The sequence below is a fragment of the Pseudomonas marvdashtae genome (assembly GCF_014268655.2).
Taxonomy (GTDB): Bacteria; Pseudomonadota; Gammaproteobacteria; order Pseudomonadales; family Pseudomonadaceae; genus Aquipseudomonas; species Aquipseudomonas marvdashtae.
In genome coordinates, this window is the sequence record NZ_JABWQX020000001.1 from 2,812,698 (window position 1) to 2,825,637 (window position 12,940).

Annotated in this window: 13 protein-coding genes; 2 read left to right on the forward strand and 11 right to left on the reverse strand. The window is 62.2% G+C overall.

Annotated features, from left to right (window positions below):
* Positions 1-2: 2 nt before the first annotated feature.
* From HU742_RS12615 to HU742_RS12645, 7 genes are all read right to left on the reverse strand, one after another.
* A complete protein-coding gene (locus HU742_RS12615) occupies positions 3-1,109 on the reverse strand; it encodes an enoyl-CoA hydratase/isomerase family protein (protein ID WP_186632388.1) in 1,107 nt (368 codons plus the stop codon).
* 129 nt (positions 1,110-1,238) lie between these two features.
* Positions 1,239-1,946: an HPP family protein gene (locus tag HU742_RS12620; protein ID WP_186642709.1), complete on the reverse strand. Its 708-nt coding sequence runs from the start codon at positions 1,944-1,946 to the stop codon at positions 1,239-1,241.
* A gap of 128 nt (positions 1,947-2,074) precedes the next feature.
* A complete protein-coding gene (locus tag HU742_RS12625) occupies positions 2,075-3,499 on the reverse strand; it encodes a UDP-glucose dehydrogenase family protein (protein ID WP_186642710.1) in 1,425 nt (474 codons plus the stop codon).
* Between the two features lie 106 nt (positions 3,500-3,605).
* On the reverse strand, positions 3,606-4,526 hold the full coding sequence (locus tag HU742_RS12630) for a LysR family transcriptional regulator (protein WP_186642711.1): 921 nt from the start codon (positions 4,524-4,526) through the stop codon (positions 3,606-3,608).
* 31 nt (positions 4,527-4,557) lie between these two features.
* A complete protein-coding gene (locus tag HU742_RS12635) occupies positions 4,558-5,115 on the reverse strand; it encodes a hypothetical protein (protein ID WP_186632400.1) in 558 nt (185 codons plus the stop codon).
* Positions 5,116-5,153: 38 nt separating this feature from the next.
* Positions 5,154-5,957, reverse strand: coding sequence for a putative hydro-lyase (locus HU742_RS12640; protein ID WP_186642712.1), 804 nt, complete (start codon positions 5,955-5,957; stop codon positions 5,154-5,156).
* Between the two features lie 97 nt (positions 5,958-6,054).
* Positions 6,055-6,993, reverse strand: a complete 939-nt coding sequence (locus HU742_RS12645) for a LysR family transcriptional regulator (protein WP_186632407.1) — start codon at positions 6,991-6,993, stop codon at positions 6,055-6,057.
* 250 nt (positions 6,994-7,243) lie between these two features.
* Between HU742_RS12645 and HU742_RS12650 the strand changes: the two genes are divergently transcribed.
* Positions 7,244-8,485: an OprD family porin gene (locus tag HU742_RS12650; RefSeq protein ID WP_186642713.1), complete on the forward strand. Its 1,242-nt coding sequence runs from the start codon at positions 7,244-7,246 to the stop codon at positions 8,483-8,485.
* An 18-nt stretch (positions 8,486-8,503) separates the two neighbouring features.
* Here the strand turns inward: HU742_RS12650 and phnE are convergent, their stop codons facing one another.
* The 4 genes from phnE to HU742_RS12670 are packed head-to-tail and all read right to left on the reverse strand — an operon-like array spanning position 8,504 to position 11,734.
* The gene (gene phnE, locus HU742_RS12655; protein ID WP_186642714.1) at positions 8,504-9,271 is read right to left on the reverse strand and encodes a phosphonate ABC transporter, permease protein PhnE; all 768 of its coding nucleotides are present in this window, start codon (positions 9,269-9,271) and stop codon (positions 8,504-8,506) included.
* Positions 9,268-10,095 (reverse strand): PhnE/PtxC family ABC transporter permease, encoded by an 828-nt coding sequence (locus HU742_RS12660; protein WP_186632416.1) that lies wholly within the window; start codon positions 10,093-10,095, stop codon positions 9,268-9,270. The genes phnE and HU742_RS12660 overlap by 4 nt, the downstream gene beginning before the upstream one ends.
* Positions 10,089-10,886: a phosphonate ABC transporter ATP-binding protein gene (locus HU742_RS12665; RefSeq protein ID WP_186632421.1), complete on the reverse strand. Its 798-nt coding sequence runs from the start codon at positions 10,884-10,886 to the stop codon at positions 10,089-10,091. The genes HU742_RS12660 and HU742_RS12665 overlap by 7 nt, the downstream gene beginning before the upstream one ends.
* Positions 10,883-11,734: a putative selenate ABC transporter substrate-binding protein gene (locus HU742_RS12670; protein WP_186632424.1), complete on the reverse strand. Its 852-nt coding sequence runs from the start codon at positions 11,732-11,734 to the stop codon at positions 10,883-10,885. The genes HU742_RS12665 and HU742_RS12670 overlap by 4 nt, the downstream gene beginning before the upstream one ends.
* Positions 11,735-12,014: 280 nt before the next feature.
* Here HU742_RS12670 and HU742_RS12675 point away from each other — a divergent pair, with 280 nt between their 5' ends.
* Complete coding sequence (locus HU742_RS12675) at positions 12,015-12,878, forward strand: LysR substrate-binding domain-containing protein (protein WP_186632427.1); 864 nt, start codon at positions 12,015-12,017, stop codon at positions 12,876-12,878.
* Positions 12,879-12,940 lie beyond the last annotated feature (62 nt).

Sequence of the window (12,940 nt, forward strand, 5' to 3'; positions counted from 1 at the left end):
ATTCAATTCCCGTGGTAGTCGAAGCCGTCGAAGAAACTCGCCACATGATCGGCGTCCAGCGCCTCCAGGGTCGGTGGATTCCAGCGCGGATTTTTGTCTTTATCGATCAGCAAGGCGCGCACGCCTTCGATCAGGTCACCGCGCTCGAACCATTGGCGGTCCAGGTGCAGTTCCAGGGCAAAACAGTCTTCCAGGCTCAGGCGACGGCCGCGACGCAACATCTCCAGCGTCACCGCCATGGCCAAGGGCGAACGGGTTTCCAGCAGTTCGGCGGTTTTCAGTGCCCATTCATGGCTGTTGGCGACCGTGACCTGGCGCAACTGCTCGACCATGCTGGGCACATCGGGCAGCGCGAAGAAATGATCGATGGCCGGCCGCAAGTCGGCCAGGGGCGGGGCAGGGAGCTGCTGTACCGCCAGCTTGGCCAGCAGGCTTTGCAAATCCTTGAGCGGTGCGTCGTGCCATTCCAGGCGATCGAGACGCTCGTCGAGTTGTGCAAGCTTGCGGCTGTCGAGATACCAGTCGGCCAGTCCGCAATACAACGCGTCGGCGGCGCGGATCTGCACGCCGCTGACGCCCAGGTAGATGCCCAGCTCACCGGGGATGCGCGGCAGGAAATAGCTGCCGCCCACGTCCGGGAAGTAACCGATACCAACCTCGGGCATGCCCAGCCGGCTGCGTTCGGTCACCACCCGCAGGTCGGCGCCTTGTACCAGTCCCATGCCGCCGCCCAGCACAAAGCCGTCCATCAGCGCGAGGATCGGTTTGCGGTAGTGGTGGATCGTCAGGTCGAGGGCGTATTCTTCGACGAAGAAATCTTCATGCAGGGTGTCGCCCTGCTTGTGGCTGTCGTACAGCGAGCGGATATCGCCGCCGGCGCAGAACGCCTTGTCGCCGGCGCCACGCAGCACCACGGCGCGGATCTGCTGATCGCTGGCCCAGGTATCGAGTTGCTGCTGCAAGCTGCGCACCATGCCCAGGGTGAGGGCATTGAGGCCAGCGGGGCGGTTCAGGGTCAAGTGGCCGATGTGGTTACGGACCTCGACCAGCACTTCGTAAGGCGCGGTTTCGATACCGCCAGCGGCTTGGGATGAAACCTGAACTGTCATCGCTAACTCCCTGCTTTTATTGTTCTTTGTAAATTTCGTCGCGCGTATCGGGATCGTAACAGCGCAAATTTGCATTGCACAACCGGGATACATGCAGGTCCTTTCTGCATATTTATAGCAGGCATGAGGTCAACCGCGACCCGACAGCACCTCGGTGATGCTGCGGCGCTTGGCATAACGCTCGCTGGTATGGATTAATTGCTCGAGATCTTCGGGGGTTACGTCGAAAAACGCTTCCATTTCCTCAAGTGCCAGTTTCAAGTCTTCGGCGGTAATGGCCTGGCGATCGATGGGCGGGTGGTCGGCCGGGATGACCGCTACCGGCTCGCTGGCACGCTTGGGGTAACGCACGCGGGTGAGGTTGTTATAGGCCAATGCGAACGCGAGCAGGCCGCAGCCAGCCAGCATCGCAGCACCGAGCGCCTGCCAATCCAGCGCAACGATGGACGGATCGGCCAACACCAATGTCGCCGCCAGCGCGCCCGCCGGAGGGTGCAGGCAACGCAGCCAGCACATCAACACCAGCGCCATGCCGGCGGCCAGGCAAGCGCTGCCCAGCGTGCGGTCGAGCACATGGGCCACCAGCAACGCCAGGACGGAGGCGCACAGATAACCGCCGAATATTGACCAAGGCTGGGCGAGGGCACCCGACGAGACCGCAAACAGCAGCACTGCGGAGGCCCCGAGTGGGCCGATCAGGTGTTGCGCCACTTCCAGGCCGAACACTTGGCCACAGAGCCAGACACTGAACATTGTTCCCAGGGCCATGCCGATGGCGGCGCGGCTCCACTCGGTGGGACGGGTATTGATGGCAGCGGGGAACCAGCGAGAAAACATTAAGCGAGAATCCAAAAAACGAACAAAAAAAGGGGCTTACGGGAAAATCCCTGAAAGCCCTTTAAGTGTTCCAACAGTTGGGGGAGGAACGATGAACAGTGTGCCGCTCACGACCTTCGCTTACAAATTCATATTAATGCTGCTTGAGTGCACTTATTTTGATGTAAGGAGGCTCGTGCGCGCTTGGACGCCTCAAACCATGCCTGCTGGGCGATGGGCAAGTCCCGCGATTGTCCTCGGCCCATCGGGAAATAGGTAAAGCCTTTGTCGGCCATGCGATCCGGATCGTAGAGGTTTCGTCCGTCAAAAATCACCGGCGCCTTGAGTCGTTGCTGGATCAGTTCGAAATCCGGCGCCTTGAACGACTGCCATTCGGTGCAGATGATCAGCGCGTCGGCCCCTGCCAAGACCGATTCCGGCGTGCCCATGAGCATCAGCTTCGATTCATGGGGATAAAGCCTTTGGGTCTGTTGCATGGCTTCCGGGTCAAAGGCGCGGACGCTGGCCCCGGCGGCCCACAACGACTCCAGGAGCGTGCGGCTGGGGGCGTCGCGCATGTCATCGGTGTTGGGTTTGAAGGCCAGGCCCCACAGCGCAAAGGTCTTGCCCCGCAGATCGCCGTTATAGAACGCGTTGATGCGTTCGAACAGCTTGTGTTTCTGGCGCAGGTTGACGGTTTCCACCGCTTGCAGCAGGTCGCTGGAGCAATGCGCTTGCTCGGCGGTGTGGATCAGGGCGCGCATGTCCTTGGGAAAGCAGGACCCGCCGTACCCGCACCCTGGATAAATGAAGTGGTAGCCAATGCGTGAGTCGGCGCCGATGCCCTGGCGCACCGACTCGATGTCTGCGCCCAAGTGTTCGGCCAGTTCGGCGATCTGGTTGATGAAGCTGATCTTGGTCGCCAGCATGCCGTTGGCCGCATATTTGGTCAGCTCGGCGCTGCGTACGTCCATGAACAGGATGCGGTCGTGGTTGCGGTTGAACGGCGCGTACAGTTCGCGCATGGTTTCGCGTACGTCCTCGCGCTCGCAACCGATGACGATGCGATCAGGGCGGCGGCAATCGGCGACGGCCGAGCCTTCCTTGAGAAACTCAGGGTTGGAGACGATATCGAACTGCAGCAAACGCCCGGCCTTGAGCAGGCATTTGTCGATGTGGGCCCTCAGGACATCGCCGGTGCCCACCGGCACGGTGGATTTCTCCACCACCACGACGGGGCGTATACGATAACGGGCGACCGCTTCGCCGACGGCCAGGACTTGGCGCAGATCCGCCGAGCCGTCGTCGCGCGAAGGGGTGCCGACGGCGATGAACAGCACCTGGCCATGCTCCACGGCGATCTGTTCGTCACAAGTGAAATGCAAGCGTCCGGCTTCAAGCCCCTCGCGCACCAGCGCCGCCAGCCCTGGCTCATAAATACTGACCTGGCCCTGGCGCAGGGTTTCGATCTTCTGCGCATCGATGTCCATGCACACCACGTCATGGCCCACTTCGGCCAACACGACGGCTTGCACCAATCCAACGTAACCACTGCCGAACACGCTGATTTTCATGGCGGACTCCCTGGACCATCCCGAGCGGGCGCAACCCGCGGCTCGCCGCAGTGCGCCCATTCGAGAATAGGGCGGGGATGTTGCAGTTCACTGACAGGTCCGGGGGCTAACCTTCGTGCAGACGGTATTGCGCCGGCAGTTGCGCGACGAATTCATCGACCACGTCCCGCGTCAGGCTGACGATGTCTTCAACCCGCTCCATGCCGGCGCCAGTGCGCCAGCTGGCAACGATATCCATCACCGACGGCAGCGGCACACCGTCTACCAAGGTCAAGGTGCCTTGGCTCAGCTCGCCCACCACCAACGCCGCAGGCATGGCGCCGATACCAAATCCATCGCGAACCAGGCGGGTAATGGCCGATGCCGAGTTCACGCAGTTGATACGCGGCGAGACGACGTTGGCTGAGTGCAGCATGTTGAGAAGGTCCTGGTGCGGCCGTGAGTTGCGCGAAAACGTCACGACGCGTTCCTGGGACAGATCCTCCAGCGAAGCGTAGTGCCGGTCATACACGGAGCCGGTACGCGCCACCCAATGCATGGGATAGCGTGTCAGGAGGGTGTTGCGCACGCTGTCCAAACGCAGGATGTCGGTCTGGAAAATGATGTCCTGGTAGCCTTTTTCCAGCTGCGAGCAGAGGTTGCTCGCGGTATCGGCGGTCAGTTCGATTTCAAGCGCCGGGTAGCGCTCCATCAGCCGCGTCACCAAGGGACTGAGCCAGGTGTGGATCACCGTGTCCATTGCGCCGATGCGGATCCGCCCGCGCACTTGCCGCGGGTCCTTGATCACCGCTTTCATGCTCTGCATGGTGTCCATGATGCGCTCGGCGTATTCCAGCACCCGCTGGCCTTCGGAGGTGAGCGAGACACCTTTGGAATCGCGCACGAACAGGCGCACGCCCATTTCATCTTCCAGGGCCGCGATCCGGCTGGAAATGGAGGCCTGGGTGGTGAACAATTTTTCCGCCGTCAGGCGAAAACTCTTGAGGCGGGCGACCCAGACGAAGGTTTCGAGAAACTTGATATTCACTGGGACGCTACCTCGCAGCGGTCGTGGCGATTCAAACCGGGCCCCGAACGGGGGCGAGGGGATTGATCACGTACTCAAACACCTCTTCAAGCGCGGCTGGATCCGGCGCGTTATCGACCGCCGCTTCCGGGCGGCACCATGGATAATCCAGCCGCGATGCCCAAGCCATGACCCTCGGCAAATCAGCCGCGGGCAGGGTCTTCATGTGTTCGATGGTGATGGTCAGTCGTTCGGCCAACCTCGATTGCGGATCGAACGACCAGTCGTACAGGCCACAACCGACTCGCGCTTCACCGCTGTTCTTGTCTGACATCGCCACCAGCCATTTGCACTGGAACGTGTCGGCGTCTGCCAGCGGTGGGGGCGCCAGGCAGAACGTATAGACGTTTTCGAAGGCCTGGCCAAAACGGCTGACCAATACGTCGCCAATCGCGGCGCGGCCTTCGACATGGTCGGGAAACGCGATGGAACCGGTGCGCACGACCATGTCCAGGATAGCCACCGACGTAAAGGCCTGGCCCAGCAGATGGGGGCGGTTGCCGTCCTTGGCGCTGATGTAGTGTTGGATCGATAACCGAGCGGTGTTCATCGCGTGTCCTTCAGGTTGAAAAACTGCCTTGTTCGATTTTACAACTCACTGTTCCACAGGTCCGTCACCAGCATGCAACCCGGCGCGTGGGTGATGCACAACGGCGGACGAGACGCCTGGACCACCGATTGGGGCGTTACGCCGCAAGCCCAGAACACTGGTACTTCATCCGCTTCGACCGGCACCGCATCACCGTAGTCCGGCGCGTCCAGCGACCGAATGCCGATCAGCGCAGGGTCGCCGATGTGTATTGGAGCGCCGTGGACGTTGGGCATGCGCCCGGTGATCTGGATTGCCTCGATCGCCGCGGCGGCTTTCATCGGCCGCATGGTCACGACCATTTTGCCAGACAGCCGCGCGGTCGGGCGGGTATCGATGCTGGTGCGGAACATGGCGACATTGCGCCCCAGGTCGATGTGCCTCAGACGGATACCGGCCTCCAGCAGCGGTTGCTCGAAGGAGAACGAGCAGCCGAGGGCGAAGGCCACCAGGTCATCCTGCCACAGGTGTTCGATGTCCAGCGGCTCTTCGCTCAACTCGCCGTGGCGGAAGACCCGGTAGCGGGGCACCTCGTGGCGAATATCGATGGCAACGCCGAGGTTGCGCAGGAACGGGTCGCCGGGTTCGCTGACGTCGAGCACCGGGCAGGCCTGGCGATTGAGGGTGCAGAACCGCAGGAATTCGTTGGCCCAGTCACCCGGCAGGATCACGATGTTGGCTTGCACCCGACCCTGGCCCAGGCCGCTGGTATGGCCTTGGTATCGACCGGCCGCGATGTTCTGGCGCAAGGCTTGGGGCGAACAAGGCTGCAACTGTTCGAATGAAAGGGCTGACGGGCTCATCTTGGGATCTCCATGGGTCTTTTTCTAATAAACCCTTTTAGAAAATCAGCACGACGGCGTCCAACAAGGAAAATCGGTACCCCCCGACAAGTAAAAGTTATTCAACGCTCGACAGGCCCGGTGCCGCCACCATGCGCTGCGGTCCCACGTCCGTGGCGTATTGGCAAACCACCTGGCGACTCATCTGTACGATGCTCTCGATCAGTTCGAGCCCAACCCCCGCGCGCCACGAGGCCACGACATCGAGCTGGGGCAGGGCGGTGCCAGGCTCCAGTTGAATCAACTCGCCCAGCGCCAGGGATTTTGCCACCAGCGCCGCCGGCAACGCGCCAATGCCGAAACCGTCGCCGATCAGCCGCGTCATCGCCGATACCGAGTTGACGCAACTGACCCTCGGCGCGCTGACGCCGTGGGCATGCAACAGGCTGAGCACATCCTGATGGGGCCGTGAATGTTTGACGAACGTGATGATGCGCTCGCTGGCCATGTCCATCAGCGAGGCATAGGGCCGGGCATAGATCGATTGGCTGGCGGCGATCCAGTGCATCGGGTAATGGCCCAATTCCAGGTTGCGCACGCTTTCGTGGCGGACCAGGTCCGTTTGGAACGCGATGTCCAGGTAACCTTTTTGCAGCTGCTCGCACAGGTTGCGCGCCGCGTCCGCGGTGATTTCGATCTCGATGGCGGGGAAGGCCTGCATCAGCATCGACATCAGCGGACTGAGCCACGTATGAATCACCGTGTCCATCACGCCAATGCGCACCAAACCCTGTTGCGGGGCGCTTTTGTCCAACGACTGCTTCAGGGCACGCTGGACCTCGAGCATCTGCTCGGCATATTCGAGCACCTTGATGCCTTCGGGCGTCAGCGACACGCCACGCGAGTCACGCACGAACAGGCGCAGGCCCAGTTCGTCTTCCAGCGAGGCAATCCGACTGGAAATCGCCGCCTGGGTGCTGAACATTTTCTCCGCGGTCAGGCTGAAGCTTTGCAGGCGCGCAACCCAGACGAAGGTTTCGAGGAACTTGAGATTCATGGGGGTTCTCTTGGCGTTTTCGTTCTTATGGTTGCAATTGTTACTCCAGGTCGAGCCTGAGCGGGCATCAAATTTTCTTATGCCCAAGCATGCCTTTTTCCCGTTTGACGCGCTGATGGGCCGCTGGGAAGAATCCGCCCCACGACGCCCCGCCGGGTGCGTCGTCCCAACGACACTGCCCCACACAATAAACGAGGCGCGTACGCCGTCCCCGAAGGGACCGCTCGTGCCCAAAAAAAAGGAGCACCCCATGCCCCGTTTCATCGCGATCCGCTGGCGCGGTACACCGGCCGGTACCTTGCTCGGCCTCGGCCTGCTCGGCGCGCCGATAGCCCACGCCGACTTCTTGGGCGACAGCAAAGCCAGCCTGGAGGCCCGCAACTTCTACTTCAACCGTGATTTCAGGCAAGAGGGCGCTCGGGACAAGGCCGAAGAGTGGGCGCAAGGCTTCTTGTTGCGCATCGAGTCGGGGTACACCGCCGGCGCCCTTGGTATTGGCTTGGATGCCTTGGGCATGGCCGGTTTCAAACTGGATTCCGGCGGCGGTACGGCGGGCACCAATTTGTTGCCCGCGGATTTGTCCGGCGGCTCCCAGGACCGCTACGGCGAAGTCGGCCTGACCGCCAAGATGCGCCTGTCCAACAGCACCCTGAAAGTGGGAACGCTGCAGATCAAGGACCCGGTCGTGAACTCCAACGACACGCGCCTGTTGCCGGGAACCTTCAAGGGCGGGCTGCTGAGCGTCCAGGAAATCGACCGTTTGAAACTGACCGCCGGGCAGCTCACCCAGATCAATTTCGTCGACTCCACCGACTACCAGGACATGACCGCCAACCGCATTGGCGGCACCAGCGACCGCTTCCAGTTCGCCGGAGCCGACTATCAGTTCCTGCCGAATTTCACCGCTCAATACCGGTATGGCAAGCTTGCGGACGTCTATCAGCAGAACTACCTGGGCTTCGTCCATACCCTGGATCTGGGCGCCGGGCAGTCGTTGAAAAGTGACGTGCGCTATTCGCGCAGCACCGAGGACGGCAGTTTCCGCGCCATCGATAACCAGGCATTCGGTGCGCTGTTCACCTACAGCCTTGGCAGCCACGCCCTGGGCCTGGGCTATCAACGCATGAGCGGCGACGATCCGTTCCCGTATATCTCGCGCAGCGATCCCTACCTGGTCAACTTCGTGCAAATTGGCGATTTCGCCAATGTCGACGAGCGCTCCTGGCAGGCCCGGTACGACTACAACTTCGCCGCCCTCGGCGTGCCAGGGCTGACCTTCATGACCCGCTACATCAGCGGCGACAACGTCCAGCGCAGCGCCGCCGGCGAGGGCAAGGAATGGGAACGCAACACCGACATCGCCTATGTCATCCAGGACGGTACGTTGAAAGGGCTGGGTTTGAAATGGCGCAATGCAACGGTGCGCTCGAACTTCGGCAATGACCTGGATGAGAACCGGCTGATTGTCAGTTACACGATGGCGCTGTGGTGACGCCCCGCTGGGCGACCATCATGCCTTGACCCAGCGCTGACGGCTCCAACTGCTCAATGTGTCGACGGTGAAGACCAGCACCAACATGGCCAGGATCACCGTGCTGCCTTGGGCTTCCTGGAACAGGCTGAGGCTGACATAGAGCATCTGGCCCAGGCCGCCGGCACCGACAAAACCCAATACGCTGGCCATGCGTATGTTGTTTTCCCAGCGGTACAGCGTGTAGGCCAATAGCTGCGGCATCAGGTTGGGCAGGGTGCCGTAGCAAAAAGCCCAGAGCGCGCTGCCGCCTTGCAGGCGAATGGCGTCGGCGGCTTGCGACGGGGTGTTTTCCAGCGCCTCGGCAAACAGTCGGCCGAGCACTCCGACGGTGTGCAGGGCCAGTGCCAGCGTGCCGGCATTGGGACCGAGTCCCGCGGCGAACACCATCAACGCCGCCCACACCAGTTCCGGCACCGCGCGCAACGCGTTCAGCAACAGGCGCGACGCGCTTTGCAGGGGCCAGCCAAGTCGCCCGGCGGCAGGCAGCGCCAATGCCAACCCCAACACCGCCGCGAGCAGCGTGCCAACAGCAGACATGGCGATGGTTTCCAGCGCGCCGTGGCCGACTGCCTTCAGATAGGCCGGGCTCAGGTCGGGGCTGAGGAAGCGTTGCGCATAAGCGCCCATTTGCTTGAGGTTGGCGTTGTCAGCCAACGCCCCCAGGTCGATGCTCAGGTAGGCAAACGAGGCAACGACCGCCGCGCCAATGCCCAGCAGCATCAGCGTGTTGAGCAAGCGATTCATGCCAGCCTCCAACGCAGCAGGCGACTGAGCTGATCGGCGAGCAGCACCAGTGCCAGGAACATCAGCAGCAGGCTGGCGACTTCTCCGCCGGCGAACATGCGCAACGACAGGTCCATTTGCTGCCCCAGGCCACCCGCACCCACGAAGCCCATCACCACCGAGGCGCGGACGGCGCATTCCCAGCGATACACGGTGTACGACAGCAGCTCGGCGACGACGTTGGGCAGGATCCCGTAGCAGAATGCCGCGAGCCGGCCGCTACCAGCCTGCATCAAAGCGTGCGCCGGGCGCTGGTCGACCGACTCGTAGATTTCCGCGTAGACCTTGCCGAGCATGCCGCTGTAGGTGATGGCAATGGCCAACACCCCGGCGGTGGGGCCCAGGCCGACGGCGCGGACGAAGAGCAAGGCCCAGACGATTTCCGGCACGCTGCGCAGGAAAATCAGCAGGCCGCGTATCGGCCAACGCAGCCATTGTCCCCATTGACTGGGCCTACCGGCACGGTACGCAGCAGACAATGACAAGGCGCGGCTGGCCAGCAGGCTGGCCGGAACCGCAAACAGAAGCGCCAGGGCCATGCCGGCGGTGGCGATCGCCAAGGTCTGCAACGTGGCTTGCAGCAGCATCTCGACGAACGCCTCGTCATGGGCCGGCGGCCAGAACGCGGCGACGAACCGGCCCATTTCGCTCTGGCTGTCGCTGGCCAGCAGCACGCCAAGGTTCAATTCGCTGAATCGCAGGCCTGGCCACAACAGGATAAGAGCCAAAAGGGCCATAAGCAGGCGAGGGCGGGCAGCCGGGTCCCGGGAGTCACGCTTCAGCATCGGGGGATCTGCACGCTCGAGGATGGCGATGGACTCGACAAGGACGCCAGTTGTTCATTGGCATACAGCGTGTCGAGCTGCTTGCGGTCGACCGCCTCGGCCGGCAAATCGAAGAGGATCTGGCCGTCTCGCAAGCCAATGATCCGGGAGAAATGTCCGAGGGCCAGCTCCACCGCATGCAAGCTGGTAACCAGGGTCACGCGATGTTCCCGCGCGTGTTGGCAAAGGACGCTAAGGGTGTGCTCTGCCAGCACCGGGTCCATCGCCGATACCGGCTCGTCCGCCAACAGCACCTCGGGCGCCTGATACAGCACGCGGGCGATGCCGACCCGTTGCAGCTGTCCGCCGGACAACTGCTGGCATTGCGCGAACAGCTTGTCGTCCAGGTCCAGCCGGGCCAAGGCCGCCCGCGCTCCTGGAATATCCAGCGGGTGCAGCAGGTTCAGCAGGCTCTTGCCCATGCCCCACTGGCCCAGTTTGCCGGCCAGCACCGCCGTGACCACGCGCTGGCGCGGGGGCAGGGGCGGCGCCTGATGGATAAGACCGATGCGCGCGCGCAAGCGCTGACGCTGACGCGCCGAGAGTTCCCAGGCTGACTCGCCCAACACCTGCACCTCACCCTGAGCCGGACGCAGGGCAGTGGCCAGCACATTGAGCAAGCTGGATTTGCCAGCGCCCGACGGGCCGATGATAGCCACCTGTTCGCCCGCGCCAATGTGCAGGTCCACGCCACGCAACGCCTGGGCGCCGTTGGCGTGAATCACGCTGGCCTGGGTCAGACGCAGTGTCATTTGAGCAGGTCGGCGGCGCGTGCGGCTTCTTCGATGCCCTTGTAGTTTTCAGGCTTGGTTTCGATGAAGCGGCTGGCGGCTTGCAGGTCGAGGATTTCCTTGTCCTTCGGGTTCGCCGGGTCGAGCGCCAGGAACGCCGCCTTGATCTTGGACGCCAGCGCCGGGTCGAGGGTGCCGCGCACGGTCCAGTTGTAATCGAAGTACGCCGGGGTGGTGGCAAATACCCTGACCTTGTTGGTGTCGACCTTGCCGGCAGCCACCAGTTTTTCCCAGACGCTGGCGTTGAGCACACCGGCATCGACCTTGCCCGCCTGGACCCAGGCAGCGGTCGCGTCATGGGCGCCCGAGTAACCTACACGGCTGAAATAGCTTTCCGGCTTGATCCCGTCCTTGAGCATGAAATAACGCGGCATGAGGCTGCCCGAGGTGGACGAGATCGAGCCGAAGGCAAAGCTCTTGCCCTTGAGGTCGGCCAGGGACTTGACGGCAGGATCGGCGGTGATGAATTTGCTGGTGAACTGGGCATCCTGCTCACGTTGCACCAAGGGAATGGCGTTGCCGGTCTTCAAGCGTGCCTGCACGAAGGTGAAACCACCCAGCCAGGCCAGGTCGATCCGGTCGGTGGCCAGCGCCTCGACCACGGCGGGGTAGTCGCTTACCGGTATGAACTCCACTTTCATGCCAGTCTGTTGCTCCAGATAGGCACCCAGCGGCTTGAACTTGCGCAGCAGTTCGGTCGGCGCTTCATCGGGGATCGCGCTGACCTTCAAGGTGTCGGCGGCCTGGGCCAAAATCGAGCTAAAGGACAGGGTCAAACCGACGGCCAGGGCCAGGGTACGCTTGAGCATGAAAATCTCCGGTGCATGAAGGCAGGAATATTCAAGCGCCAGGCATCGGCCGGGCGCAGTGTGAGGGTAGACGAATAGAGGCGATTTTGATCGTTTCTACCGACCAGGTAAATCTCGACGAATTGCAATGCCGGGATCGTACAAGGTCAAACCAGTGATGCAAGCGGTTCTTTGAGGGAATTGGTTACCGCCCGAATACACAATTCCTCACCACGGCTGCAGGTTGCCCATTCATTATTTATAGTCGCTTGCCCCGTCACCTTTCTGGAGCGTCAACAACATGCTCAGCGCCGAGCTGAAGTCTTTCCATATGGTCGCTCGCCTGGCCAGCGTCACCCAGGCGGCGAAGAAACTCGGGCTCAGCCAGCCGACGGTCACCACGCAGATACGCAACCTGGAAGCCCAGTACGGCGTGGAGCTGTTCTTCCGGGGAGGCCGGCGCCTGACGCTGAGTGATGAGGGCGCACAGTTGCTGCCGATGGTGCAGAAGCTGTTGCAGCAGGAGGCCGACATCGATTTTTTCCTGCGCAACAGTGGCCAGGTGCAAGGCACGCTGCGCATTGGCGCCACCGCCCCTTATTACGTGCTCGATATCATCAAGGGCTTTCGCGAGCAGTTTGCGCTTTGCGAAGTGACCCTGGAGATCGGCAATTCGCTGCAGGTCATCGAGGCGCTGGAAGAGTACCGCGTGGACCTGGCCGCGTCCTCGCAACTGGTCGAGGACGCGCGTCTGACGCGGTTGGTGTTGGGGCATGACCCCTTGGTGCTCGCCGTACACCGCAGCCACCCACTTGCCAGCCATGATCGTGTGCCGCCGAGCGCCCTGGCCGGGCACTGCCTGCTGATGCGCGAGAAAGGCTCGACCACCCGCACGCTCACCATGGCGCTGCTGCGAGAGGCGGGCGTGGCGACAGGCCCGCTGTTGGAGATCGGCAGTCGCGAGTCGATTCGCGAGGCGGTCCTGCGCAACATCGGCATCAGCATCATCGCGCGTCATGAAGTGCCGGAGAACCCGCAGCTCAAAGTCGTTGAACTGGAGGGCGCGCCGTTGATCGCGGAATACCTTTACTGTTTGAAAGAGCGCCGCCAGGCCCGGCTGCCCTCGGCATTCCTGGTGTTGGCACGAGCGACAACCGGCTCCTGAACCCGCTACGCAAATTTGCCGATGACACTATCGGCAGCTTTTAGCCAACTGCCATCAAGCCT